This window comes from Pseudoxanthomonas sp. PXM02 (assembly GCF_014851805.1).
Lineage (GTDB): Bacteria > Pseudomonadota > Gammaproteobacteria > Xanthomonadales > Xanthomonadaceae > Pseudoxanthomonas_A.
Genome location: NZ_JACVAK010000003.1, coordinates 159130 through 184932 on the forward strand (window position 1 = coordinate 159130; position 25803 = coordinate 184932).

A 25803-nucleotide genomic window follows, 5' to 3' on the forward strand; every position below is an offset into this window, starting at 1 on the left:
AATAGGCGGTTCCCACGCAATACGACGGTCTTCCGTGAAAGCTTCCCTCCGCGCCTTGATCGCACAGGGCATCGACGCCCTGCGCTCTGCCGGCACCCTGCCGGCCGACGCCACCACGCCCGATTTCGTGGTCGAGCGCCCCAAGACCCGCGAACACGGCGACTTCGCCACCAATGCCGCGATGCTGCTGGCCAAGGCGGCGCGCAGCAATCCGCGCGCCATCGCCACCGCGCTGGTGGACGCCCTGCCGGCCAGCGATGACGTCGCCAAGGTCGAGATCGCGGGCCCCGGCTTCATCAACTTCCACCTCAGCCCCGGCGCCTACCAGCGCGAAGTGGCCGCGGCGCTGGCGCAGGGCGCCGCCTACGGTCGCAACGACAGCGGCAAGGGTCGCACCGTAGGCGTGGAATACGTATCGGCCAACCCGACCGGCCCGCTGCACGTCGGCCATGGCCGCGCCGGCGCCATCGGCGACTGCATCGCCCGCGTGCTGGCCGCCAACGGCTGGAATGCGAAGCGCGAGTTCTACTACAACGACGCCGGCGTGCAGATCGACAACCTGGCCAAGTCCACCCAGGCGCGCGCGCTGGGCAAGTCGCCGGACAGCGAAGGCTGGCCGGAAGACGGCTACCGCGGCGACTACATCGCCGATGTGGCGCAGGCCTACCTCAACGGCGACGCGGTCGAGGTCGAAGGCCACGTGGTCACCGGAGAAAAGGATCCGCAGGATCTCGATGCCATCCGTCGCTTCGCCGTGGCCTACCTGCGCCGCGAGCAGAACCTGGACCTGGCCGCGTTCGGCGTGTCGTTCGACCGCTACTTCCTGGAAAGCTCGCTCTACGCCGACCAGAAAGTGGAGGAGACCGTGCGCAAGCTGGTCGCCTCCGGCCACACGTACGAGGAAGGCGGCGCGCTGTGGCTGAAGTCCACCGACTTCGGAGACGACAAGGACCGCGTGATGCGCAAGTCCGACGGCAGCTACACCTACTTCGTGCCGGATGTGGCCTACCACCTGTCGAAGTGGCAGCGCGGCTACGAACGCGCGATCACCGAGCTCGGCGCCGACCACCACGGCTCGCTGGCGCGCGTGAAGGCCGGCCTGCAGGCGCTGGGCGAAGGCATCCCGCAGGGCTACCCCGAATACGTGCTGCACCAGATGGTCACCGTGATGCGCGGTGGCGAAGAAGTGAAGCTGTCCAAGCGGGCCGGCAGCTACTTCACCCTGCGCGACCTGATCGAGGAAACCAGCGCCGACGCGACGCGCTGGTTCCTGATCGCGCGCAAGCCGGATTCGCAGCTGACGTTCGACATCGACCTAGCCCGCCAGCAGAGCAACGACAACCCGGTGTTCTACGTGCAGTACGCACATGCCCGCGTGTGCAGCCTGCTGCGCCAGTCCGGCGAGAAGGGCTACGCCTACGACCAGGCCAACGGTCTGGCGAACCTGGCGCGCCTGGACGACGACACTTCGCTGCAGCTGATGGTGGAACTGTCGCGCTATCCGGAAGTGGTGGAAGCCGCCGGCGAATCGCTGGAGCCGCACGTCGTGGCGCAATACCTGCGCGAGTTGGCCTATGCTTTCCACACGTGGTACGCCGGCACGCCGGTGCTGATCGACGACGCGGCCGCGCGTGATGCGCGGCTGGCGCTGGCCCTGGCGGTACGCCAGGCGCTGGCCAATGGACTGGACCTGTTGGGCGTCAGTGCGCCCGAGAAGATGTGAGCGGAGAGCAGTAGATGGCAGCAAGGCGCGGCAAGAACCAGGCCACCCGCAATTCGAGTCACGCCACGCCCCCGTGGGTCTGGCTGGTCCTCGGCCTGCTGATCGGCCTGGCGGTGTATTTCATCGTGCCCGGTCTCGGCAAGAAGGACGGCGACGGCTTCTTCCGTCCGCAGCCCAACCCGGATGCGCAGCCGGCGCCGATCGACAGCGCCGACGTCGAGGCCGTGGTGCCCGACACACCGGCTGAAGCGCCCAGTGCGACCGCTGCGGACGGGACCACGCCGAAGGAGACCCAGTACGACTTCTACACCCTGCTTCCCGGCAAGGAAGTGCAGATGTCCGATGCCGAACTCGCCGCCAGCGCGCGCGAGGAGGAAGCCCGAAAGGCACGCGCCGCGCTGAACGGACAGTCGCCGATCGCCGCCACCACGCCTGCCGCGTCCGACACGGCGGCACAGCCTGCGCCCATCGACGAAACCCCTGCCGCGCGTACGCCGGAAGCACCGCGTGCCGCCGACACCCCGCCCGCGCCGAAGCCCGCCACCACGGTCGCCAGCGCCGACACCGGCGCGCGCTACATCCTGCAGGCGGGCGCGTTCGGCGCCTCCGGCGATGCGGAGGCCACGAAGGCCAAGATCGCCATGCTCGGCCTGAGCGCCCGTGTGGAGTCTGCACAGATCAACGGCAAGACCGTGTACCGCGTGCGCATGGGACCGTACGGCACGGCCAGCGAGCTGGCCGAGGCAAAGCAGAAGCTCGCCAGCAGTGGCTTGCCGGCGATGGCGGTGAAAGCACAGTGAGCCGCACTCCGCAGCCGACGCTGCAGCGCCTGCTGCTGGCGACCGCAGTCGCCATGGTTGCGCTGCTGGCGGCGTCGTGGCTGGTCGGGCGCCTGCTGCCCGCGAGCTGGCAGGACGTGCTGCAGACGCGCTGGGGCTATCTGGCCCCCGTCAGCTACGGAGTGACGGCCGTCTGCATGGGACTGGGCGGCGCGCTGGCGGGCCCCCGTTTCCTGATCGTGGCCGTGGGCCTGACGCTGGCGATGTGGATCGCCACGGTATCGGTCCTGGCCGGTATTGCGGGCGCGGCATCGGACAACACCTATTCCGTCAGCTTCCTGTTGCGCACCAATGCCCTGAGCGCGGTGTTGTCGCTGGCCGCCGCCGCGCTGGGCACGTGGCTGGGCACGCTGTGGTACCGGCGACGCACGACGCGTCACTGACCGCGCCCCGCCTTCCCTTCCCCAAGGAATCCCCATGACCCGCACCGCCCTCATCACCGGCGCCACCTCCGGCTTCGGCGCCGCTGCCGTCCGTCGCTTTGCCGCCGCAGGCTGGCGCGTGATCGCCACCGGACGCCGCGCCGACCGCCTGCAGGCGCTGGTGGACGAGGTCGGTGCGGACAAGGTGCACGCCGCCGCCTTCGACATCCGCGATGAAGCAGCGATGGACGCCGCGCTCGCCGCGTTGCCGGAAGGCTTCCGCGACGTCGATCTGCTGGTCAACAACGCCGGCCTGGCGCAGGGCACACTGCCCGCGCAGAGCGCGCTGCTGTCGGACTGGCGCACGATGATCGACACCAACATCACTGCGCTCGTCACGCTGACCCACCGCCTGCTGCCGGCGCTCGTCGCCCGCAAGGGCGCGATCATCAACATCAGCTCGGTCGCCGGCGTGTATCCGTATCCCGGCGGCAATGCCTACGGCGGCAGCAAAGCCTTCGTCAGCCAGTTCTCGCTGGGTCTGCGCAGCGACCTGCACGGCACTGGCGTGCGTGTCACGACGATCGAACCGGGCATGGCCGAAACCGAATTCACCCTGGTGCGCACGCACGGCGACCAGGTCGCGTCCGACAAGCTGTACACCGGCGCGAATCCGATGACCGCCGAGGACATCGCCGACTCGATCTTCTACGTCGCCACGCTGCCGCCGCACCTCAACATCAACCGGCTGGAAATCATGCCGGTGACGCAGTCGTTCGCCGGCTTCCAGGTCGCGCGCGCGCCAGCCTGAGCCCGCTTACTTGCAAGGCAGCAGCTTCGCCGCCAGTCGGCCACCGCGGGTCAGCGCGGTCTTGACGGTCGTGTCGCCGGCCTTGATCTCCACGTCCTTGATCATCTCGTCGTTGCGCGCCACGGTGTAGTCCTGCCGCTGGTAGTGGTTGACCGCGCCATATCCCGTATTGCTCGTGCCCGCATAGACATCGCGCGACATCGCCTGGTTGAAGGCGAACTGCATGAAAAGGTAGTAGCGCCCCGGCTGCATATCGGTGAACCGGAAGTTGCCCTTCGCATCGGTTTCCGTGTCGACCCGCGTGGCGTACGCATCGTCGGACATCGTGACCACGCGGTCCCGTTGCTCTTTTTTGCGGAGCCTGACCCACTCGTCGAGATACGGCGTCGCCGGAAACAGCATCACCTGCGTGTTGTCGGCCAGATAGACGTAGCCGTCGTGGTACGAGCATGCGACGCCCGTGATGCTGGCATCGCCCTTGTCCAGCGCCGCCACCGCCTGCGCCTTGTCGAAGGCGACCTGCGGCTGCACTTCCTGCACCTGCGGCCGCGTGTCCACCTTGGGAGAAGTCCGGAGTTGGGCTACGGCCGGAAACGCCGCCACCGCAAGACCCACGACACTCCACCACCCCACGCGCTTGATCGTTCTGCTCATCCCTGGCTCCCTCATTGCTTCATGCATGTAGTCGTGCCCGCCCTCGCCTGGAGGACGGTGGCACGATGCCTGTCTACCATCGGCGTTGATGCCGTGGCAAGCCAACGAAGCATGCACCGGGGGCCGTCAACGCCCGGTGCAGGAGCTCAACCCAACGGCTCGTCCGACAGGTAAGTGTAGCCCGTGAGCCCGGCTTCCAACGCTTCGGCCAAGTGCCTGGACTCATCTGCAGGCAGGCCGGCTTCATCCACGCGCTGGCGGTACACCGCACGCAGGTCGTCCAGCCTGTAGCCCACATAGTCGAGCATCACGTCGGTGGTGTCGCCGCGGCGCTGCTGGGTGAGCAGATAGCCGGTGCCCGCATCGGCGCTGACTTCCACCGCGTCGGTATCGCCGAACAGATTGTGGATGTCGCCGAGAATTTCCTGGTACGCGCCGACCAGGAAGATGCCGAGGCGATAGCTCTCGCCGGGCCTCATCGCATGCAGCGGCAACGACGAGTCCAGGCCCTCGTTATCGACGTAAGTCTTCACCATGCCATCGGAATCGCAGGTCATGTCGGCGATGATGCCGCGGCGCGCCGGCGCTTCGTCCAGGCGCTCGATCGGCACGATCGGGAATACCTGGTCGATCGCCCACACGTCAGGGATCGATTCGAACACGCTGAAGTTGACGAAGTACTTGTCGACCAGGCGCTCGTTGAGCTCGTCCAGCAGGTCGCGGTGGCTGCGCTCGTCGCTGCTCAGGCGTGCGCGCACCGCATGCGCGATGGCGTAGAACAGGTCGTCGATGCGCGCGCGGTGCACCAGGTCGATCTGGCCCAGCGCGTACAGCGACAGGCCCTCGCTGTGGTGGTGCTGCGCCTCGTGGAACAGCTCGACCGCCGGACGCGTGTCGAGTTCGCCATGGATCTCGCGCAGATGGCGGATCACCGCCGGTTCGTCGTCGTGCGCGGGCGGCACGCGGCCTTCCGGCGCCTGTTCGACTTCCGACACGTTGACCACCAGCACGGCGTGGTGCGCGGTCATCGCGCGACCGCATTCGGTGACGATGCGCGGCGGCGTCAGGCCATGCTGCTCGCACGCCTCGGCCAGCGGCTGCACGATGTTGCTGGCGTACTGGCCGATGCCGTAATTGATCGAGCAGTAGCTGCGCGAACGCGTGCCTTCGTAGTCGATGCCCAAACCGCCGCCGACATCGACATGGCTGATGGTCGCGCCGAGCTTGGACAGTTCGACAAAGTAACGCGTCGCCTCGCGCATGCCGTTGGCAATGTCGCGCACGTTGCTGATCTGCGATCCCATGTGGAAATGCAGCAGGCCGAGCGTGTCCTGCAGACCCGCTTCGCGTAGCTGCTTCCACAGGTCGAGCACCTGGCGCGGGGAGAGGCCGAACTTGGCCTTGTCGCCGCCGCTGTTCTGCCACTTGCCGGCGCCCAGCGTGGCCAGGCGCATACGCACGCCGAGACCAGGCTTCACACCCAGCGCGCGGGATTCCTCGATCACCAGCGCCAGCTCGGAGGGCTTCTCGATGACGATGAAGGTCTGCAGGCCCAGCTTGCGGCCGATCAGCGCCAGGCGGATGTACTCGCGGTCCTTGTAGCCGTTGCAGACGATCAGGCCACCCGGACGCGATAGCGCCAGCACGGCCATCAGCTCGGGCTTGCTGCCGGCTTCCAGGCCGAAGCCCTCGCCCGCGTGCGACGCCAGCGTGCCGGCGACACCGCGATGCTGGTTGACCTTGATCGGATACACCGCCGTGTAGCCGCCCTTGTACTCCCAGTCGGCCTGCGCCTGCGCGAACGCGGCCTGCAGCTTGCCCAGGCGGTCGCCAAGGATGTCGGGGAAACGCACCAGCAGCGGCAGCTGCGCACCCTGCGCGCGCGCGGCGTCGACCACCTCGGGCAGCGGAATCACCGGACCCTGCGCGCCCTTGGGCGAGACCACGATGCGGCCGGCGGCGTCCACGTCGAAATAACCTTCGGCCCAGTGCGGGACGGAGTAGGTCTTGCGGGCGTGGTCGGTGGACCAGGACATGGCGGTTTTCCAGTGGGGTGGCGAACGGAGGCGCATTCTACAGGCTGCGGTCACATGGGTCCGTTACAATGCGCCCCCGCAGCGGCAGGCCCCCATCGTCGTTGCCATTCCCTTCACGCAGGACAGCCCCATGACCGCCAACGACACCTGGTTCATCGAACACTTCTCGCACACCGGCTCGGCCATCGGTTTCCGCACCACCGGCAAGCTGGACGAGGTGCAGTCGCCGTTCCAGAAGATCGAGATCTACGACAGCACCGACTGGGGCAAGTTGATGGTGATCGATGGCGCGATGATGCTGACCACGCGCGACAACTTCTTCTACCACGAGATGATCAGCCATCCGGTGCTGTTCACCCACGCCGCACCGAAGCGCGTGGTGATCATCGGTGGCGGCGACTGCGGCACGCTGCGCGAAGTGCTGAAGCATCCGGGCGTGGAGAAGGCCACGCAGTGCGATATCGATGAGCAGGTCACCCGCATGGCGGAGAAGTATTTCCCCGAGCTGTGCGAGTCGAACAGCGATCCGCGCGCTGAGCTGCTGTTCGACGACGGCGTGGCCTACATGGCGAACTGCGAACCCGGTAGCGTCGATGTCGTCATCGTCGACTCGACCGATCCGGTCGGCCCGGCCGAAGGCCTGTTCAACAAGGCGTTCTTCGAGAGCTGCTTCCGCGCGCTGAAGCCGGACGGCCTGCTGGTGCAGCAGTCCGAATCGCCGCTGGCGTTGCTGGACCTGATCAACGACATGCGCGCCGAAATGGGCAAGGCCGGCTTCCAGTCGTTCAAGACGCTGCCGTTCCCACAGCCGTGCTACCCGACCGGCTGGTGGAGCGTGACCATCGCCAGCAAGGCGGCGGGCGCCGACTTCGCGTTCCGCCAGGCGGATGCCGAGGCCAAGCCGTTCGACACGCTGTACTACACCGCGCATCTCCACACGGGCGTGCTGGTGGCGCCGCCGTTCGTGGCGAAGGCACTGGGCGAATAAGTCGCGCGCGTGATGCAAACAGAAAGGCCCCGCTCTGCGGGGCCTTCTTCTTTCCGGATTGCACTGACTCAAAGGACGTCGCTACGGGGCAAAGTCCTTCCACGCCGGGATCTGCTTATTCCGCGCCTGCCAACGCAACACGGCCGCCATGAGCAGACCGAACAGCGCGCCTGCCAGCAACGCGAGCACGGCAGCGGCGGCCATGGACATGCCCGTGCGGCCCCACATCAGCAACCACATCAGCAGCCCCCAGAAAACGCCGAAGAAGCCGCCCATCAACAAGGCGATCGAGAAGAAACCTGCCATGAGCGGCGGCGGGACCTTCAGTCCCATTTTCCAGAACAGGCGATACAACGGCGGGGCGGCCGTGCTGGGACGAACGCCTTTTGACGCGATGAAGGCCAGCGCCTGCCGCAAGCGCGCATCGAAAGCAGGGTCAGCCATGGGGCGTCACAGCGCGTCGGCGTCGAGCTCGCCGGTGCGGATCCGCACCACGCGCTCCAGGTCGTAGACGAATACCTTGCCGTCGCCGATCTTGCCGGTGCCGGCGGCCTTCACGATGGCTTCGACCACCTGTTCGACCTGCTCGTCGGTCACGGCAACTTCCAGCTTCACCTTCGGCAGGAAGTCGACCACGTACTCGGCGCCGCGGTAGAGCTCGGTATGGCCCTTCTGCCGACCGAACCCCTTCACCTCGGTGACGGTGATGCCGGCGATGCCGGATTCCGCCAGTGCTTCGCGCACGTCGTCCAGCTTGAACGGCTTGATGATCGCCATGACCATTTTCATGCAGGATCCTCCCGGGAATGCTGCGCGCAGGATAACGCGCCGCGACGTGGTGCGGTTGCGGTCAGCGGGGGTCTCGCGGTTCAATGACCGCCTCGCCGCCCGGAAATTTCCGACAGCGCTGCGCAGCGAACACCGATGGCCCCGGGCCGACGGCACCCGCAAGCTCACCGCACTGCCGGAGACCAGACATGATCGACCTCAACCACATCGACGACCTCGCACGCCGCCTCAGCCAACTGGTGCCGCCCGGCCTGAAGGATTCGCAGGAAGAACTGCAGCAGACCTTCAAGTCCGCATTGCAGGCGGGGCTGGCGAAGCTGGATCTAGTGACGCGCGAGGAGTTCGACGTGCAGCAGGCCGTGCTCCTGCGCACACGCGAGAAACTCGAAACGCTGGAACGTACCGTCGCCACGCTGGAAGCCCAGCTGGCCGACAAGCCCGCCCAGTCCTGACCCCGCCGCCATGAGTCTGGCCCTGGTGAACAGCCGGGCACGGGCAGGCGTGTCCGCGCCTCCGGTTCGCGTGGAGGTGCACCTGTCCGGCGGCCTGCCATCCACCCAGATCGTCGGCTTGCCCGAGGCTGCGGTGCGCGAATCGCGCGACCGTGTGCGCGCCGCCATCCTGTGTGCGCAATTCGAGTTTCCGGCTCGCCGCATCACGGTCAACCTGGCTCCGGCGGATCTGCCCAAGGACGGCGGTCGCTTTGACCTGCCGATCGCCCTGGGCATCCTCGCGGCCAGCGGTCAGATCCGGCGCGAGGCGCTGGCCGACTACGAGTTCTTGGGCGAGCTGAGCCTCACCGGCGAACTACGCGCAGTGGATGGCGTACTGCCGGCCGCACTCGCCGTCGCTACCGCCGGGCGGTCGCTCGTGGTCCCGGAGCCCAGTGGTGCGGAGGCCGCGCTGGCGCGGCAGGGACAGGCCTTCACCGGTCGCACGTTGCTGGAAGTCTGCGCCCTGCTGGAAGGTCACAAGGTGCTGCCGCACGCCATCGCACCGCCGCCATTGCCATCGTCGATCCCCGACATGGCGGACGTCCGCGGGCAGGCGCATGCACGCCGCGCTCTGGAAGTGGCCGCGGCCGGCGGACACCACCTGCTGCTGGTCGGATCGCCCGGCTGCGGCAAGACGCTGCTGGCGTCGCGATTGCCCGGTTTGCTGCCCGAAGCGAGTGATGCGGAAGCGATGGAAAGCGCCGCCATCGCCTCGGTCAGCGGCCGTGGCCTGGACCCGGCGCGCTGGCGACAGCGCCCCTACCGCGCCCCGCACCACACGGCGAGCGCAGTGGCGCTGGTGGGCGGTGGCGCGCAGCCACGGCCCGGCGAGATCTCGCTGGCGCACAACGGCGTCCTGTTCATGGATGAACTTCCGGAGTGGTCGCGCGCAGCGCTCGAAGTGCTGCGCGAGCCGCTGGAGTCCGGCACCGTCACTGTCTCGCGTGCGGCGAGGACGGCGGAGTTTCCCGCGCGCTTCCAGCTCGTCGCCGCGATGAATCCGTGCCCCTGCGGGTGGGCCGGTGATCCGAGTGGACGCTGCCGTTGCGGTGCCGATCTGGTACGCCGCTATCGCAGCCGGCTGTCCGGTCCGCTGCTGGACCGCATCGACCTGCATGTACACGTTCCGCGCCTGCCACCGCATGAGTTGCGGCCGGATGCACCGGACGGCGAAAGCACGGCGGCCGTGCAGTGCCGTGTGATCACCGCACGCGAGCGCCAGCAGGCGCGTGCCGGTCGCCCGAACGCGCGCATGGGGCAGGCGGAAACGATGGCGCATTGCCGGCTGTCGGCCCGCGACCAGGCCTTGCTGGAGCGCGCCGTCGAGCGTCTGCAGCTGTCCGCACGCAGCCTGCACCGCATCCTGCGCGTGGCGCGCACCATCGCCGATCTCGCGGAAAGCGATGCGATCACCACGGCGCACCTGACCGAAGCACTGGGGTATCGCGGTCTGGATCGCGGCAGCGCCGCATGACCTCTGGCCACGGCAGACAAGGGTGGGCTGTGATCTACTCGGGTCACATCTCCCGCCGGCGGGCGTCCTGTCCGCCGTCCCGCCCTTGCAACCCAGGAGTCCGCCCATGCGCCGTAACGCATTCCGTCTCACGCTGCTGGCCTCGACCGTCGCGGTCGCCCTTTCCGCCCAGGCAGCCCCCACCGCTGCCGACCGTATCGCCGGCACCGACCTGATTCCCCGCGAAGCCCTGTTCGGCAATCCCGAACGCGCCAACGTCCAGATCAGCCCCGACGGCAAGTATCTGAGCTGGGTCGCCGCCGTCGATGGCGTGCTGAACGTCTGGGTCGCCCCGGCTGACAACCCCGCGCAGGCGAAGGCGGTGACACAGGACAAGGCGCGCGGCATCCGAAGCTACTTCTGGTCGTACCAGCCCGACACGCTGCTGTACCTGCGCGACAGCGGCGGCGATGAGGACTTCCACCTGTACGCCGTCGATCTGAAGTCCGGCCAGGCAAAGGACCTGACGCCGTTCCCGAAGACCACCGCGCAGGTCGCGGGCGTCAGCCCGAAGCATCCCGGCACGATCCTGGTCGGCATGAACGACCGCGATGCGCAGTGGCATGACGTGTACAAGGTCGACCTGGCCACCGGTGCGCGCACGCTGCTGGAAAAGAACGACGCGAAGATCGCCGGCTACATCGCCGACGCGGACTACTCGCTCAAGTACGCGCAGCGCTCGCGCCCCGACGGCGGTGCGGACCTGCTCAAGCGCGACGCCAAGGGCGCCTGGGAGAAGTTCGACGACATTCCGTTCGAGGACGTGCTGACCACCAGCCCCGGCGGCCTGACCCTGGATGGCAAGACGCTGTACTTCACCGACTCGCGCGGCCGCAACACCTCGGCGCTGTTCGCGGTGGACGTGGCCAGCGGCAAGCGCACGCTGGTGCTCGAAGACGCACGCGCCGACGTCGGCGGCACGCTGTCCGATCCTGCCACCGGCAAGGTGCAGGCCGTGTCGGTCGACTATTTGCGCGACGAGTGGAAAGTGGTGGATCCCGCCGTCCGCGGCGACCTGGAGAAGCTGGAGGCGATCGGTCCCGGCGACGTGTCGGTCAACACGCGCACGCTGGACGACAAGACCTGGATCGTTGCGTACTCGGCGGCCGAAGCGCCGCTGGTCTATTACCGCTACGACCGTCCTTCGGGCACGTTGACCAAACTGTTCTCCGCGCGTCCGAAACTGGAAGGCAAGCCGCTGGTGCCGCAGTGGCCGGTGGAAATCACCTCGCGCGACGACAAGACGCTGGTCAGCTACCTGACCCTGCCGCGCAGCGCCGATGCGGACAACGACGGCAAGGCCGATGTGCCGGTGCCGCTGGTGCTGCTGGTCCACGGCGGTCCGTGGGCGCGCGACTCCTACGGCTACGGTGGTTACAACCAGTGGCTGGCCAACCGCGGTTACGCGGTGCTGTCGGTCAACTTCCGCGGCTCCACCGGTTTCGGCAAGGACTTCACCAACGCCGGCAACGGCGAGTGGGCCGGCAAGATGCACGACGACCTGATCGACGCCGTGCAATGGGCGGTCAAGCAGGGCGTCACCACCGAAGACAAGGTCGCGATCATGGGCGGCAGCTACGGCGGCTATGCCACGCTGACCGGCCTGACCTTCACGCCGGACACGTTCGCCTGCGGCGTAGACATCGTCGGCCCGTCCAACCTCAACACCCTGCTCAGCACCGTGCCGCCCTACTGGGCGAGCTTCTTCGAGCAGTTGGCCAAGCGCATGGGCGACCCGCGTACCGAGGCCGGCAAGAAGTGGCTGACCGAGCGCTCACCGCTGACCCGCGCCGACCAGATCAAGAAGCCGCTGCTGATCGGCCAGGGCGCCAACGACCCGCGCGTGAAGCAGGACGAGAGCGACCAGATCGTCAAGGCGATGACGGCAAAGAGCATCCCGGTGACCTACGCGCTGTTCCCCGACGAAGGCCACGGCTTCGCGCGACCGGAAAACAACAAGGCGTTCAACGCCGTGACCGAAGGCTTCCTGGCCCAGTGTCTCGGCGGCCGCGCCGAGCAGATCGGCGACGACCTGACCGGCTCCAGCATCAGCGTGCCTTACGGCGCCGACGGCGTCCTCGGCCTGCCCGAAGCACTGAAGCGCCATACGCAGGAAGTGAAGAAGTAAACGCGCGCGCCCTGCTCACTCGACGCTGAAAAGAAGAAACGCCGGCGAAAGCCGGCGTTTCCTTTGGTGCATCCCTGCAGGCGGCGATCAGGCCGCCTTTTCCTTTTCGTAGAACTGCTCTTCCTCGGTCGAGCCCTTCAGCGCGGTGACGCTGGAGCTGCCGCCCTGGATGACGGTGGTGACGTCGTCGAAGTAGCCGGCGCCCACTTCCTGCTGGTGGGAGACGAAGGTGTAGCCCTTCTCGCGGGCGGCGAACTCGGCTTCCTGCACCTGCTCGACGTAGTGCTTCATGCCTTCGCCGCGCGCGTAGTCGTGGGCGAACTTGAAGGTGTTGAACCAGTTGATGTGGATGCCGGCCAGGGTGATGAACTGGTACTTGTAGCCCAGCGCCGACAGCTCGTCCTGGAAGCGGGCGATCTGCGCGTCGTCCAGGTTCTTCTTCCAGTTGAAGCTGGGCGAGCAGTTGTAGGACAGCAGCTTGCCGGGATGCTTGGCGTGCACGGCCTGCGCGAACTCTCGGGCGAAGCCGATGTCCGGCGTGCCGGTCTCGCACCACACCAGGTCGGCGTACGGCGCGTAGGCGATGCCGCGGCTGATCGCCTGCTCCAGGCCGTTCTTCACCCGGTAGAAGCCCTCCGCGGTGCGCTGGCCGGTGACGAAGGGCTGGTCGTTGGCGTCGAAGTCCGAGGTCAGCAGGTTCGCCGCTTCGGCATCGGTGCGGGCCAGCACGATGGTGGGCACGCCCAGCACGTCGGCGGCCAGGCGCGCGGCCTGCAGCTTCTGCACCGCTTCCTGCGTGGGCACCAGCACCTTGCCGCCCATGTGGCCGCACTTTTTCACCGCGGCCAGCTGGTCCTCGAAGTGCACGCCCGCGGCGCCGGCCACGATCATGTTCTTCATCAGCTCGTAGGCGTTCAGCACGCCACCGAAGCCGGCCTCGCCGTCAGCGACGATCGGCAGGAAGAAGTCGATCGCGTCGGCTTCATTCGCCTTGCCGTCGCAGATGTTTTTCCACTGGATTTCGTCGGCGCGCTGGAACGTGTTGTTGATGCGGCGGACCATCGTCGGCACCGAGTCGTACGCGTACAGCGACTGGTCGGGATACATGGTCTCGGACGTGTTGCCGTCGGCGGCGACCTGCCAGCCGGACAGGTAGACGGCTTCCAGGCCGGCCTTGGCCTGCTGCATCGCCTGGCCGGCGCTGATCGCACCGAAGGCGTTGACGTAACCCTTCTTCGCTTCGCCGTTGACGAGCTTCCACAGCTTCTCCGCGCCGCGGCGCGCCAGGGTGTATTCCGGCTGCAGGCTGCCGCGCAGGCGCACGACGTCGGCGGCGGCGTAGTCGCGCTTCACGCCGGTCCAGCGCGGATTGCTGTCCCAGTCTTTCTGGATGGCGTCGATCTGCTGTTGCTTGGTGCTCATGGCGGGCTCTCTTTCGTCGTGCGGACGTCGTGGGTGGGGTGGTACGTCAGTCGATGCGGTCGTACGCGGGCAGGGTCAGGAAATCGGCCAGGTCGTCGGCGCGACTCAGGTGGTCGAGCAGGGCAATGGCTTCGGAGATGCGCTCGCCACCGGGCAGGCGCGAGTGGTCGCCCAGCTTCGCGGGCAGCGCGGCCAGCGTGCGCTGCAGCAGCGCGTAGTCGATCTGGGTGCCGTCGCACAGGTGCACGTCCGGCGTGTGCAGCCATTGCCAGATCTGCGTGCGCGAGATCTCGGCGGTGGCGGCGTCTTCCATCAGCCAGTGGATCGGCACGCAGCCGTTTCCGTCCAGCCATGCGGCCAGGTAGCGCACGCAGACTTCCACGTTGCCTTCGAACCCGGCGCGCGTGATGGTGCCGGTGGACGGGCGGATCAGGTCGTCGCGGGTCACGGCCACGTCCTCACGCAGCACGCCGCGCTGGTTGGTCTGCGGCATGTGCTCGTCGAAAATTGCTTTTGCCACCGGGATCAGCGCCGGGTGCGCGACCCAGGTGCCGTCGTGGCCGGCGGTGACTTCGCGCAGCTTGTCGGCGCGCACGCGGGCCAGCGCCTGCTCGTTGGCGCCTTCGTCGTTGTTGATCGGGATCTGCGCGGCCATGCCGCCCATCGCATGCGCGCCGCGGCGATGGCAGGTCTGGATCAGCAGTTCCGAGTAGGCCTTCAGGAACGGCTGTGTCATCGTCACCTGGCCGCGCTCCGGCAGCACCTTGTCGGCGTGGCGGCGGAAGGTTTTCAGGTAGGAAAAGATGTAGTCCCAGCGGCCGCAGTTCAGGCCGACGATGCGGTCGCGCAGCGCGTGCAGGATCTCGTGCATCTCGAACACGGCAGGCAGCGTCTCGATCAGCACGGTGACCTTCATCTGGCCGTGCGGCAGGCCCAGCGCGGCCTCGATGTGCGACAGCGCGGTTTCCCACAGTGCCGCCTCTTCCATGCTCTGCAGCTTGGGCAGGTAGAAGTACGGACCACGATCCTTGGCCTGCAACGCACGGGCGTTGTGCCAGGCGAACACGGCGACATCGAACAGGCCGCCGGCGATCGGCGCGCCGTCGATCAGCACGTGCTTCTCGTCCAGGTGCCAGCCGCGCGGGCGGACCAGCAGCACGGCCTGCTCGTCCTGCGGCTTCAGCGTGTAGTGCTTGCCGTTCTCTGCGGTGAATTCCAGGTCGCCGCGCACGGCGTCGGTCAACGCGCGCTGGCCGGTGATCAGGTTCTGCCAGGTCGGCGAGGTCGAATCCTCGAAGTCCGCCATGAACACCTTCGCGCCGGAGTTCAGCGCGTTGATGACCATCTTCGGGTCGACCGGCCCGGTGATCTCCACCCGGCGGTCCTGCAGCGCGTTCGGCACCGGCGCCACGGTCCAGTCGCCGTCGCGGATCGCGCGGGTGTCGTCGCGGAAGTCCGGCAGGCCGCCTGCGTCGAAGAAGGTCTGGCGCTCACGACGGGCGGCCAGGCGGGCCTGGCGCTCCGGCTCGATCGCACGGTGCAGCGAGACGAGCAGCGCCAGCACGCCGGGCGGCAGCAGCGCGTCCTGGCCGGCCAGGCTGGCGGTCAGGGCGATGCCGGGGGTGGGACGGTCGGCGCGCGGATCGCGGGCCGGCAGGGCGAAAGCGGGAGCGGACATGGGGATCTCCTAGCGTCTTGCTGGAGACGCACAGTGCTCCCGCATCGAATTATTTGACAAAACAGTTTTGTCAATGCAATAAATAAGCTGAGCTAATACTTGGCTAGAACGTGAGCTCTAAAGAAGCCCCAACCCCGCGATTTCCCTACAAATCCGACCGGATGAAACCCCTGCGGGCCTTCTGCCAGACGGTCCGGCTGGGGTCCGTATCGCGGGCGGCGGAGGCGCTTTTCGTCAGCCAACCGGCCATCACCCTGCAATTGCAGGCCCTGGAACGGGACTTGGGGGTCACCCTGTTCGAGCGCAGCGGGCGCCGACTGACCCCCAGCCGGGAGGGCCAGGTGCTGTACGAACTGGCGCAGCCGCTGGTCGCCGGCCTGGACGGGCTGGATGCCACCTTCCGCGAGAAAGTCAGCGGACTGGAGGCCGGCGAACTGAACGTGGCCGCCAACAGCTCGACCATCCTCTACCTGCTGCCGAAGATCGTGGAGCACTTCCGCCAGCAGCACCCGGACGTGAAGCTGACCCTGCACAACGCCGCCACCGCCGACGGCACCGACCTGCTGCGCTCGGATGCGGTGGACCTGGCGGTAGGCTCGGTGCTCGACGTGCCGGCCGACCTCAGCTACGCGCCGGTCTACCGCTTCGAGCCGATGCTGATCACGCCGCCGGACCACCCGCTGGCGAAGAAGCGCGACCTGCGCCTGGAGGACCTGTCGCCCTACGGCCTGATCCTGCCGCCGAAGCGGCTGATTACCTACCGCCTGGTCGACCTGGTGTTCCAGCAGGCGCGCGTGCCCTACACCGTCGCGCTGGAGGTCGGCGGCTGGGAGGTCATCAAGCAGTACGTCAGCATGGGCATGGGCATTTCGATCATCGCCTCGATCTGCCTGAGCGACAGCGATCGCGACCGGCTGGTCGCGCGCTCGCTGGCGCAGTGGTTTCCCTCGCGCAGTTATGGCGTGGTGGTGCGCAAGGGCAAGTTCCTGTCGCCGCAGGCGCGCGCCTTCATCGAACTGATCCAGCCGCACCTGTTCGAACGCCGCGAGTACGATGAGAGCGGGCATTCCGAGCGCTGACGCGATACGCCGATGAGCGGCCGTTACCGACAACACGATTTTGCCCTCGGCCAGTCGTTGCTGTGCCGCTGGGACTACGTGCAGGGCGCGCAGACAACGCCTGCCCTCGTGTTGCCGGACGCCTGCGTCGATCTGCTCTGGGACGGTATCCGGCTTAGCGTCGCCGGACCCGATACACGGGCCCAGTACGCGCGGCTCGCGCCAGACAGTCGATTGCAGGGGCTGCGCTTCGCGCCCACGGTGGCCGCGTGCTGGCTGGGTACGCCGCTGCATGTGCTGGCCAATCACCGCATCGAGCTGCGTGATCTCGGCATTCCGCGGCTCACCGGGCTTGCCGACCGGATGGGCGAGCACGGACCCCAGGCGATGGCGTGGCTGGCCGGGCGGATCTTTGCCGAAGCACCGACGCACGACGACGCCATGCAGGCCGTGCACGCACACCTGTCGGATGCGCGCCCGTTATCGATCGCGCAACTCGCCGGCGAACTCGGATTGACCGAACGCACGCTGCTGCGACGCTGTGACGACGCGTTCGGCTACGGACCGAAAACGCTGGCGCGCATCCTGCGCCTGCAGCGCTTCCTGCACGCGCAGCGGAGCACGCCCACCCTGCTGAACGCCGCACTGGACGCGGGCTACTACGACGCCGCGCAGCTGGCAGGAGAGGCGCGACGCCTGACCGGACTGACCCCGACACAACTGGTCCTCCAGGTCGCAGGCTGACTGTCGGATTTCGCCAAGACAGCAGCGCGCGCACTGCCGCAGACTGGCGGCCTCTTCCACGGATACCTGCCATGAGCGCCACCGAACACCATCACCGCATCGACTATCTCGAATTCACCGTCGCTTCCATCGCCGCATCGAAGACGTTCTACGGCGACGCGTTCGGCTGGACGTTCCAGGACTACGGTCCGGACTACTGCGAGTTCCGCGACGGCCGCCTGACCGGCGGCTTCGCGCATGGCACGCCCACGCCCGGTGGCGCGCTGGTGGTGCTGTATTCCACCGCGCTGGAAGACAGCCTGGCGCAGGTAGAGAAGGCGGGTGCACGCATCACCCAGCCGATCTTCGCGTTCCCCGGCGGTCGCCGCTTCCAGTTCGCCGATCCCGACGGCTACGAACTGGCGGTCTGGTCCACCACCTGATCAGCGCGCGTCGTAGCGTGTCAGCAAGGCGCGGTGGCCCGACTGCCACTGCGCCAGCTCGCCCGCCGGCCCACCGAACGTGGTGTCGATGAAGGCCAGCGACAGCGATTCCGTTGCCTGCTTGACCTGTTCGCTGACCTCGCGCGAATCGAAGTAGCGATGGTCGGTGAACACGTTATGCGTGCCATGGCGGTACACCGCCAGCACCTTGTGCGCACCGCCGATGGCATCGAACACCTTCAGGCGGTCTTCCACGCCGGAACCGAAGCCGGGGATGCGGATGATGTCGTCGTCGGTGGTGACGTGCAGCGTGGGAATGCTGATGCCGGCCAGGATCGGACGGAAGTCGTCGTCGCCATAGAACGGCGGCGCGGAGATGACGATGGCGGCGCTGAAGCGCGGATCGTGCAGGTCGATCGTCTTCCCGTCGCGCACCACCCGCGCGCCTGCGGCCATCAGCGTGGTGTTGGCACCGTAGGAATGGCCGGCGGCGACGATGCGTGCGCGATCGACGTTCGCGCCCCATTCGCCGGCCAGCACCTGATCGAGGGCGAACCGCTGGTCGCGCACGCGCGCGACGGCCTCGATATCGCTGGCGGCCTGCTGGAAGCGGGACACGAGACCGAATGGATTGCCCTGCCACAGCGCGCGGTCGCTGCCGACGTGCTGCACATGGATGCTCGCGATGCCGTGCTTCGCCCAGTAGTGGCCCAGGTAGGTGTAGCCGTCGCGCGCGCTGCCGATGCCGTGCGAGAACACCACCAGCGGCACCTTGCCGGTGCGCGCCGCGTCCGGCCAGAACAGCTTCACCGGCACCGCACGCCCACGCGTCGTGTCCACCCAGTCCAGGTCCTGCACGCGATAGCCGGCATGCATGCCGACACCGGCCTCGCTGCGCGCAGGCACGTGCGATGACGCCACCAGCATAGGCGCCAACAACAGCAGGGACAGCAGGACCGCCACGCGATGGCGGCGGAGGAAAGCGGCGACGTTCATCGACAACACATCCGGGACAGGGAAACCGCACGCGCCGGGGCGCATGCACGCGACTACACGGGTTCGCCGCTGACTGCGGCGCTTGCTATTTCTTCTTCGGCCGTCCGGCCTTCACCGGCGCCAGCGCATCCAGCGCCTTGGCCAAAGCCTGCGGCGACAACGCGGACAGCGCCTGCAGGCCCGCCCGCAGCAACTCGCTCTTCTTCGCCGGACGCTGCACCTGCAGGGCCCGGCTTTTCAGCACACCGACCAGGGCGAAATCGTCGGCCGGCATGGTGAAACTGTCGCGGACCAGCTTCGCCGGCGCAGCCTCCGTGGCCACGTCGATATCGCCGGCCTCGCGCGTCTTGCGGGACTTGGCCATGGCACATCCAGAAATCGTATAAACGATTTATACCTTTTGGCGGACGCGACGCCAAGTCCCCGCGGACCGACGAGCGGCAGGCATTCAGCCTGGGGCGCATGCGGGACGCCGCGCCGCCCGGATTTAGACTGTCGGTCCCCTGCCATGGTGGTCGCCCATGTGCCCTCGCGCCGACTCCTCCCGTACCGGCGAACGCGCCGCTGCGCTCGCTGCCGCGGACGTGCAGGTGCTCGCATCGGCCTTGGCGATCGCGCCCGCCGATCCGGCGGGCGTGCACGAGGCGCGCAAGAGCGTCCGCCGCCTGCGCTCGCTGCTGCAGTTGGGACGGCGTGCGCTGGGCCGGGATGCGGTCGATGCGATCGATCTCGACCTGCGCCTGCTGGCCGGCGACCTGTCTGCACTGCGCGACGGCCAGGTGGTGCAGGACACGGCCCGGCAGATGGTGTACGCCACCACGGACCCCGGAGACCGCGCCAACTGGGACGCGCTGCTGGCACTGCTGGTCGAGCGCCAGCAGCAACGGCTCGCCGACACGCTGCACGACGATCCCGGTTTCATGCGCCGGCAGGCACAGGCCCACCGGCAGGCCGAACGCCTGCAACAGCTGCGCTGGCACCGTCTGCACGCCGACGATCTGCGCCACGCGCTGGAACGCTCGATACGGCGGCAGGCGCGCGCGGAGGCAACGGCACTCACCTCGGGCAATGTCGATGACCTGCACGACTGGCGCCGTCGTTCGCGCCGGCTGCGCATGCAGCTGAGCGCGCTGCGCAAACTGCACGTGCGACCGCACGGCGATTCGCGCGACACCTTGAGCCTGCGGCATGTCGCCAAGCTGGTGGACCAGCTGGGCGCCCTGCAGGACCTGGCCCTGCTGTCGCAGGCACTGGAAGCCCTCGAACCCGACCGTCCGCGCGCCCGACCTGCCGCCAGCCGCCGCGCCAGGACGCCTTCCCCCATCCAGCCGTTGGCCTGACCCGGTTCACGGACGCTGCCGCCGACGCCGCCACATCAAGAACGTCACCCTGGGGCCGATAGTGACCCATACGGTCCCTCCGACCGTCGTCCGGGATGTCCCGGGTCGGCGGAGAGGCCGCGGATCCGGTGTTCCGGCATGCGGTCGAACTGGCACGAAGCCTGCATCCCCCCAGGATCGGCTCCGGGCGGCTCGCCCTCCCCCTTACGCAGGATCAAGGCCCGAAGGTGGATTCCACCCCCGCCCCTCCCGGCGACGCTCCGGCGCCGTCGGCTCCGCTCCCCCGTCGCGCGGGCCTGCCGCCGCTGGCGTGGGCGGCGGCTGTCCTGCTGGCGGGCCTGGCATGCACCTCGATCGTGGCCTACCGCGAATGGCATGACCTGCAGCAGCGCGCGGAAGACGCGCGCCGCGCGCTGGCCGATGCCGGCGCGTCCCAGTTGCGCATGCCGCTGGAGCAGGCGGCATCGATGCTGCGCGCCATGCAGACCGTGTTCCTGTCCAACGACCAGATGGACCAGGCGCGCTTCAGCCAGTACCACGCCAGCCTGCGCAGCCCGCTCGCGCCGGGGTCGTACACCGCGGTGGCGTTCGCACGCCGATCGCCGGCCGACCAGCCCCTGGCCGACCACGTCTCGTACCGTTACCAGTTCGTCGCGCCTTACCAGGCGAACGCGTCGCTGATCGGCTTCGACATGGTCACGCAGAAGGCCAACCTGGCCGCGCTGCTGCGTGCACGCGACACCGACACGGTCGTGATCTCCGCCCCGTTCGCGCTGCGCCAGAGCACACCCGCCGGCCAGAACCCGCTGGGCGTGACGATGCGTCTGCCGGTGTACTCCGACGGTCCCACGCCGGGCACACCCAACCAGCGGCGCGCCCGCGAGATCGGCGCGCTGGCCATCGGCATCCGCCTGCAGCCGCTGGTCGAAACCGCGATGGCCGGTGCGGTGCTCGACGGCTTCCGCGTGCGCCTGTACGACGCCACCGCGGATGCGCATCCGTTCTACGACTCCGGCACCGCCGTCGCGACGGGCCTGCCCGCGCAGGTGCGCCGGCTGGACTTCGGCGGCCGGCAGTGGCGCCTCGAGATGCAGGCACGACCGCAGCCGCTGGACAGCGGGCGCCTGCAGGCCATCGTGGCCGGCGGCGGCGTGATCAGCCTACTGCTGGCGGCCCTCACCTGGTCGCTGACCACCACGCGCCATCGCGCGGTGACGCTGGGCCAGCAGATGAGCCAGCGCTACCGTGAGAGCGAACTGCGCTTCCGCGCCCTCAACGAACTGCTGCCCGCGCTGGTGCTGCTGGCCGACGCCCGCGACGGCCGCATCGTCTACGTCAACCAGGCAGCACGCCTGCGCCTGGGCGACACCACCGGACTGCCGCTGTCCACGCTGTTCTCCGATCCGCAGCTGCAGGCGCGTGCGCGCGACGCCGTCGCGATCGGCAACGACTGGGGCAACCTGGAAGCCGTGCTGCTCAGCCCGGACGGCGGTGCCTTCTGGGCCAGCGCGTCGATCGCGCAGGTCGACATGGACGGCAGCGCGCACCTGCTGATGGTGGCCACGGACATTTCCGAGCAGCGCGAACTGACCGAACGCCTCAGCTACCAGGCCACCCACGACGCACTGACCGAACTGTGCAATCGGCGCGAGTTCGAACGCCGTGTGGAAGAGGCGCTCAGCGAACGCAAGGGCCGCGCCGTCTGCGATCCCTGCGCGCTGCTGTACATCGACCTGGACCAGTTCAAGCTGATCAACGACGTGTCCGGCCACATGGCGGGCGACCAGTTGCTCGCCCAGCTGGCGCTGGCGATGCGCCAGCAGCTGCGCGGTGGCGACGTGCTCGCGCGCCTGGGTGGCGACGAATTCGGCCTGATGGCCTTCCACGTGGATGCCGAAGGCGCACGCGCGCTGGCCGAACGCCTGCGCGAACGCATCGAGGCGCTGATGTTCGTGTGGCAGGACCGCACCTACACCGTCAGCGCCAGCATCGGCGTGGTGGTGGTCGACCAGCAGGAGCCCACGCTGAAGGACCTGCTGGCGTGGGCGGACACCGCCTGCTACCTGGCCAAGGAGAACGGCCGCAACCGCGTGCACATGTACCGCGAGGACAACGAGACCACGCGCCGGCATGGCGAGATGGAATGGGCCAACCGCCTGCGCTGGGCGATGGACCAGGACCGCCTGCTGCTGGACTACCAGGAGATCGTGCCGCTCGACGGGCGCGACACCGCCACCAGCATCGAACTGCTGCTGCGGTTGCGCGACGAGGACGGCGGCATCGTGCTGCCGGGCGCGTTCCTGCCCGCCGCCGAGCGCTATGGCCTGATGCCGGCGATCGACCGCTGGGTGATCCGCAACGCGCTGGCCCATTTCGGCGAACTGCACCATTCGGGCATGCGCCTGGGCACGTGCGCGATCAACCTGTCCGGCGCCAGCATCGAGGACGAAGGTCTCGCCGACTTCATCCTCGCCCGCATCACCGAGTACGCGGTGCCGCCGCATGCGCTGTGCTTCGAGATCACCGAGACCGTCGCGGTGCGCAACCTGCTGAAGGTGGTCGGCGTGATCGAACGCCTGCGCCGCGTCGGCTGCCGCATCGCGCTGGACGACTTCGGCGCCGGCATGTCGTCCTTCGGTTACCTGAAGAACCTGCCGGCGGACCTGATCAAGATCGACGGCAGCTTCATCCGCGATCTCGAAACCGACCCGATGAGCCGCACCATCGTCAGCGCCATCGCGCAGATCGGCCACCAGCGCGGCCTGAAGGTCGTGGCCGAGTGGGTCGCCAGCCCGAAGATCTGCGACGCACTGCGCTCGCTCGGCGTGGACTACGGCCAGGGCTACGCGCTGCACCGCCCCGAGCGCGTGCTGTTCCAGCGCGAGGAACCGCCGCCGCGCCGTCTCGCGGTGGTGCGCTGAGGCGGCCTAGTCCTTCGGGGTGTCGATCGCGTGCGGCCGCACGTATTCGAGCAGGCTGACCAGCGTCTTGCCCGGCTCCTCCCACGGCATCATGTGGGCCGAATGCTCGAACCAGACGCCCTGCTTGTACGGGGCCTGCACGCGCGCCAGCCAGGCCGCGGTGGGTTCGGACGGCGTGGTGTAGTCGTGCCGTCCCATGAACATCACCACCGGAATGGGGAAGCGCTCCACGCCGGTGAAGTCGACGCGCAGGAATTCGTCCAGCAGCCGACCGAGCGAGAACACGCTGCCCGCGTTGATCGCGCAGCGCGCGGTGTCGTCATAGTCGGGTGACAGCCGTGGGCCCTGGTAGAAGTACTTCGAGTCTTCCCGGTAAGCGGTGAGTCCGCCGTAGAACTGCGGCCACTTGCGCGCGATGATGATGCGCTCGCGGGTGATCGGCTGGTCGCCGGGATACGGCGCGATCGATTCCATCTCGCGCACCGCTTCGGCGTTGCCTTTCTCGCGCGCGGTGCGCAGGCCGTAGTCGAAGCTGACCTGCTCGTTGGTGCGCACGTTGATCACCTGGCCGATGCCGACGTAGGCATGGAACAGGTCCGGCCGCTGCAGGGCCGCATGCATCGCCACCACCGTACCCCAGCTGTGCGCCATCAGCACCAGCTTGCGCTTGTGGTAGCGGCTGCGCAGGTGCTCGGCCAGGGCGATGGCGTCGTCGACGTAGCGCTGCACCTGCAGCGTGTCGGCGACCGCGTCCTGCGGGTTCAGCGTCAGCGTCTTGCCCGCGCCACGCTGGTCGTAGTTCACGACGGTGAAGTATTCCTCCAGCGGGCGCTGGAACTGCCACAGCGTGGGGATGATCGGCGACGCTGGCCCGCCGTGCACGAACAGCACCATCGGGTTGTCGCGGTCCTGGCCGCGGACGTTCACCCATTGGCGGATGCCGCCGATCTCGACGGCGTACTCCTCCTGCACGCCCTCCGGCGCGACGATGCGGCCCAGGTCGGCAACGATCTCCCGCGCCGGCGCGTAGCTCGAGCGGTCCGGGCAGGCGTCCTGCGCTTCGGCCTGCAACGGCGACAGCGCGGCGGCGACGAGCACGAAGGTGGCGGCGATGGACTTCATGGACACTCCTTGCAGCCTCGACGGTGTCGCCATTGTCGGTGACCGTTCGCCGGCACGCACCGGCCGATGGTCGTGGTGGACGCGCTGCCGGTCACGCTTCCGCGCGATCGCGCGGCTTCTTCCGCTGCGTCGCTTGGGGTCTAATGCAACAGGGAGAAACGCGAGGACACGATGAAAGCATGGATGTGGGCCATCTGCCTGCTGGCGACGACGCAGGGAGTAGCGGCGCAGTCGGCGACACCCGTCGATTCGCATGATGCGCACCATCAGCAGCCGCCCGCTGCCGCGTCGCTTGGCAAGACCGGCCCGGCGTTGCGCGAGAAGCGCAAGCAAGGCGTATCACCCGCTTACGCGCGTCAATGGCGCGATGCGATGGCGTTGGGCGACCAGGACGATGTGGCCGCCGCGGACCGCGCGCTCGCCCAGGTCATGGCGCATCGGGAATTCGCAACGCTGAGCGAGGACGAGCAGCGCGCGACCTGGTCACGCGCGGCGTGGATGGCAGTACGTCTGGGCGACCACGACCGCGCACGCCGCTGGGCCACGCGCGCGATCGATGCGGGCTCCGATGACCCCGACAACGTCTACCTGCTCGCACAACTGGATGCGCGCGATGGCGCGCACGGCGCCGCTGCCACCCGGTTGCGCGACCTGGCCGTCCGCTGGCCGCACGTCCTCGCCCATCTGGACACCGGCTTCGTGATGCAGACCGCCCGGCAGGCGCCGGAGGGCACCCCCATCCGGCTGCAGGTGCTGGAGGCGCTGCTGCAGGCGAACTGGGACGCCAACGGGCTGGGGGCTGGCGACCTGTGGTACCAGCTCGCCCTGCTCTACCAGGCACGCGGTGATGCCGAGGGTGTACGTCGCGCGGTGGCACTTACCACGTCGCCGGAAGCACTGGTGAAGTTCCGCGTGGACCGGCGTTTCGATGCACTGCTGGATCGCAACGAAGCGGCCTTCGACATCGCCGCGGCCGCGAAGCGTCGCATGGAGCACCTGCGTGCGCTCGCAGCGGAGCGTCCCCGCAACCTGGAAGTCCGCATGGAGTTGGGCTCGGCGCTGCTGGCCGTCGGCCAACACGCCGACGTCGTCACGCTGGCGACCACGACACTGGGCGCCGTCTCTGCTGCGCCAACGGAAACACCGGCCTTCGACGATCCCGACTACGAGGTGTGGATCATCAACGCCCGTGCCATCGCGCAACGGCGCCTGGGCAGGCTGTACGACGCGCAGGCCGACCTGTTCCGCGGCACGTTGATGTCCGAGTCCGGCGACTTGAACGTCAGCCAGGCGCTCAACCTCGGCCAGTTCCTCTGCCAACGCGGTCGTCCCGACGAAGCCCTCGCCGCGATCGACAACGTCGGCCAGATGAGTGGCTATGGCCGCATGGTGCAAGCGTCCATCGAACACTGCGCCGCGGTCCAGCGGCAGGATGCCGCCGCCGCGAAACGCGCGCTCGCCTATCTGGGCGAACATCGCGAGGATTCGCTGGAGATATGGATCTGGGCGCTGGTCGAAGCCAACCGGATGGACGATGCCGCAGCCGGACTGATCGCCGCGCTGGCGGCGCCCGCAACCCGCGGCGACCTGCTGGCGGCGGTGCAGGAGTACCGCGAGCCCGCGCCGCTGCCCGCCTTCGAACCCGTGCAGGCACGGTGGCGCGCGCTGCTCGCGCGCGACGACGTGCGCAAGGCGGTGGCGGACGTCGGTCGCATCGAGCGCCAGCCGATCTTCGCCAGCAGCGGCATCTGACGCCGCCGTCG

At 68.2% G+C, this 25803-nt stretch carries 23 protein-coding genes; 14 read left to right on the plus strand and 9 right to left on the minus strand.

Annotated features, from left to right (window positions below; all coding sequences use genetic code 11):
* Window positions 1–34: 34 nt before the first annotated feature.
* Genes argS through IB225_RS14810 form a run of 4 tightly spaced genes read left to right on the plus strand, consistent with a single transcriptional unit; the run spans window position 35 to window position 3735 of the window.
* The gene (gene argS / locus IB225_RS14795) at window positions 35–1723 is read left to right on the plus strand and encodes an arginine--tRNA ligase (RefSeq protein ID WP_192312024.1); all 1689 of its coding nucleotides are present in this window, start codon (window positions 35–37) and stop codon (window positions 1721–1723) included.
* 14 nt (window positions 1724–1737) lie between these two features.
* Window positions 1738–2523, plus strand: coding sequence for an SPOR domain-containing protein (locus IB225_RS14800; protein ID WP_192312025.1), 786 nt, complete (start codon window positions 1738–1740; stop codon window positions 2521–2523).
* A complete protein-coding gene (locus IB225_RS14805) occupies window positions 2520–2945 on the plus strand; it encodes a hypothetical protein (protein ID WP_192312026.1) in 426 nt (141 codons plus the stop codon). The genes IB225_RS14800 and IB225_RS14805 overlap by 4 nt, the downstream gene beginning before the upstream one ends.
* Window positions 2946–2979: 34 nt before the next feature.
* Window positions 2980–3735 carry an SDR family NAD(P)-dependent oxidoreductase gene (locus IB225_RS14810; protein ID WP_192312027.1) on the plus strand — a complete coding sequence of 252 codons (756 nt, stop codon included), beginning with the start codon at window positions 2980–2982 and terminating at the stop codon, window positions 3733–3735.
* Window positions 3736–3741: 6 nt separating this feature from the next.
* Here the strand turns inward: IB225_RS14810 and IB225_RS14815 are convergent, their stop codons facing one another.
* Both IB225_RS14815 and speA read right to left on the minus strand, forming a co-directional pair.
* A complete protein-coding gene (locus IB225_RS14815) occupies window positions 3742–4389 on the minus strand; it encodes a carboxypeptidase-like regulatory domain-containing protein (RefSeq protein ID WP_192312028.1) in 648 nt (215 codons plus the stop codon).
* A gap of 146 nt (window positions 4390–4535) precedes the next feature.
* Complete coding sequence (speA, locus tag IB225_RS14820) at window positions 4536–6425, minus strand: arginine decarboxylase (protein ID WP_192312029.1); 1890 nt, start codon at window positions 6423–6425, stop codon at window positions 4536–4538.
* Between the two features lie 130 nt (window positions 6426–6555).
* On the opposite strand from speA, the gene speE reads away from it, so the two are divergent.
* Window positions 6556–7413, plus strand: coding sequence for a polyamine aminopropyltransferase (speE, locus tag IB225_RS14825; protein WP_192312030.1), 858 nt, complete (start codon window positions 6556–6558; stop codon window positions 7411–7413).
* 81 nt (window positions 7414–7494) lie between these two features.
* Here the strand turns inward: speE and IB225_RS14830 are convergent, their stop codons facing one another.
* Complete coding sequence (locus IB225_RS14830) at window positions 7495–7857, minus strand: DUF6404 family protein (protein WP_192312031.1); 363 nt, start codon at window positions 7855–7857, stop codon at window positions 7495–7497.
* A gap of 6 nt (window positions 7858–7863) precedes the next feature.
* Complete coding sequence (locus tag IB225_RS14835; protein WP_192312032.1) at window positions 7864–8202, minus strand: P-II family nitrogen regulator; 339 nt, start codon at window positions 8200–8202, stop codon at window positions 7864–7866.
* Between the two features lie 188 nt (window positions 8203–8390).
* Between IB225_RS14835 and IB225_RS14840 the strand changes: the two genes are divergently transcribed.
* The 3 genes from IB225_RS14840 (at window position 8391) to IB225_RS14850 (ending at window position 12337) form a co-directional block, all read left to right on the plus strand.
* On the plus strand, window positions 8391–8654 hold the full coding sequence (locus IB225_RS14840; RefSeq protein WP_192312033.1) for an accessory factor UbiK family protein: 264 nt from the start codon (window positions 8391–8393) through the stop codon (window positions 8652–8654).
* Between the two features lie 10 nt (window positions 8655–8664).
* Window positions 8665–10170 (plus strand): YifB family Mg chelatase-like AAA ATPase, encoded by a 1506-nt coding sequence (locus IB225_RS14845; RefSeq protein WP_192312034.1) that lies wholly within the window; start codon window positions 8665–8667, stop codon window positions 10168–10170.
* Window positions 10171–10276: 106 nt separating this feature from the next.
* Entirely contained in the window at window positions 10277–12337 is a 2061-nt protein-coding gene (locus IB225_RS14850) for a S9 family peptidase (protein ID WP_192312035.1), read from the plus strand.
* 87 nt (window positions 12338–12424) lie between these two features.
* Here IB225_RS14850 and aceA read toward each other — a convergent pair whose 3' ends face one another.
* Both aceA and aceB read right to left on the minus strand, forming a co-directional pair.
* Entirely contained in the window at window positions 12425–13759 is a 1335-nt protein-coding gene (gene aceA / locus IB225_RS14855) for an isocitrate lyase (protein WP_192312036.1), read from the minus strand.
* 46 nt (window positions 13760–13805) lie between these two features.
* The gene (gene aceB / locus IB225_RS14860) at window positions 13806–15437 is read right to left on the minus strand and encodes a malate synthase A (RefSeq protein WP_192312037.1); all 1632 of its coding nucleotides are present in this window, start codon (window positions 15435–15437) and stop codon (window positions 13806–13808) included.
* A gap of 161 nt (window positions 15438–15598) precedes the next feature.
* Here aceB and IB225_RS14865 point away from each other — a divergent pair, with 161 nt between their 5' ends.
* From IB225_RS14865 to IB225_RS14875, 3 genes are all read left to right on the plus strand, one after another.
* Window positions 15599–16516: a LysR family transcriptional regulator gene (locus tag IB225_RS14865; protein ID WP_192274392.1), complete on the plus strand. Its 918-nt coding sequence runs from the start codon at window positions 15599–15601 to the stop codon at window positions 16514–16516.
* 12 nt (window positions 16517–16528) lie between these two features.
* Window positions 16529–17239: an AraC family transcriptional regulator gene (locus IB225_RS14870; protein ID WP_192312038.1), complete on the plus strand. Its 711-nt coding sequence runs from the start codon at window positions 16529–16531 to the stop codon at window positions 17237–17239.
* 71 nt (window positions 17240–17310) lie between these two features.
* Complete coding sequence (locus IB225_RS14875; RefSeq protein ID WP_192312039.1) at window positions 17311–17661, plus strand: VOC family protein; 351 nt, start codon at window positions 17311–17313, stop codon at window positions 17659–17661.
* On the opposite strand, the gene IB225_RS14880 is transcribed toward IB225_RS14875, so the two are convergent.
* Together IB225_RS14880 and IB225_RS14885 are read right to left on the minus strand one after the other, a co-directional pair.
* Window positions 17662–18657 carry a hypothetical protein gene (locus IB225_RS14880; RefSeq protein ID WP_225583899.1) on the minus strand — a complete coding sequence of 332 codons (996 nt, stop codon included), beginning with the start codon at window positions 18655–18657 and terminating at the stop codon, window positions 17662–17664.
* An 85-nt stretch (window positions 18658–18742) separates the two neighbouring features.
* Window positions 18743–19021 (minus strand): hypothetical protein, encoded by a 279-nt coding sequence (locus IB225_RS14885; protein WP_192312040.1) that lies wholly within the window; start codon window positions 19019–19021, stop codon window positions 18743–18745.
* Between the two features lie 157 nt (window positions 19022–19178).
* Here IB225_RS14885 and IB225_RS14890 point away from each other — a divergent pair, with 157 nt between their 5' ends.
* Both IB225_RS14890 and IB225_RS14895 read left to right on the plus strand, forming a co-directional pair.
* Complete coding sequence (locus tag IB225_RS14890; protein ID WP_192312041.1) at window positions 19179–19997, plus strand: CHAD domain-containing protein; 819 nt, start codon at window positions 19179–19181, stop codon at window positions 19995–19997.
* Between the two features lie 227 nt (window positions 19998–20224).
* On the plus strand, window positions 20225–22918 hold the full coding sequence (locus IB225_RS14895) for an EAL domain-containing protein (protein ID WP_345776629.1): 2694 nt from the start codon (window positions 20225–20227) through the stop codon (window positions 22916–22918).
* A 6-nt stretch (window positions 22919–22924) separates the two neighbouring features.
* On the opposite strand, the gene IB225_RS14900 is transcribed toward IB225_RS14895, so the two are convergent.
* The gene (locus tag IB225_RS14900) at window positions 22925–24040 is read right to left on the minus strand and encodes an alpha/beta hydrolase (RefSeq protein WP_192312043.1); all 1116 of its coding nucleotides are present in this window, start codon (window positions 24038–24040) and stop codon (window positions 22925–22927) included.
* A gap of 171 nt (window positions 24041–24211) precedes the next feature.
* On the opposite strand from IB225_RS14900, the gene IB225_RS14905 reads away from it, so the two are divergent.
* Complete coding sequence (locus IB225_RS14905; protein WP_192312044.1) at window positions 24212–25792, plus strand: hypothetical protein; 1581 nt, start codon at window positions 24212–24214, stop codon at window positions 25790–25792.
* The last annotated feature ends 11 nt before the right edge of the window (window positions 25793–25803 follow it).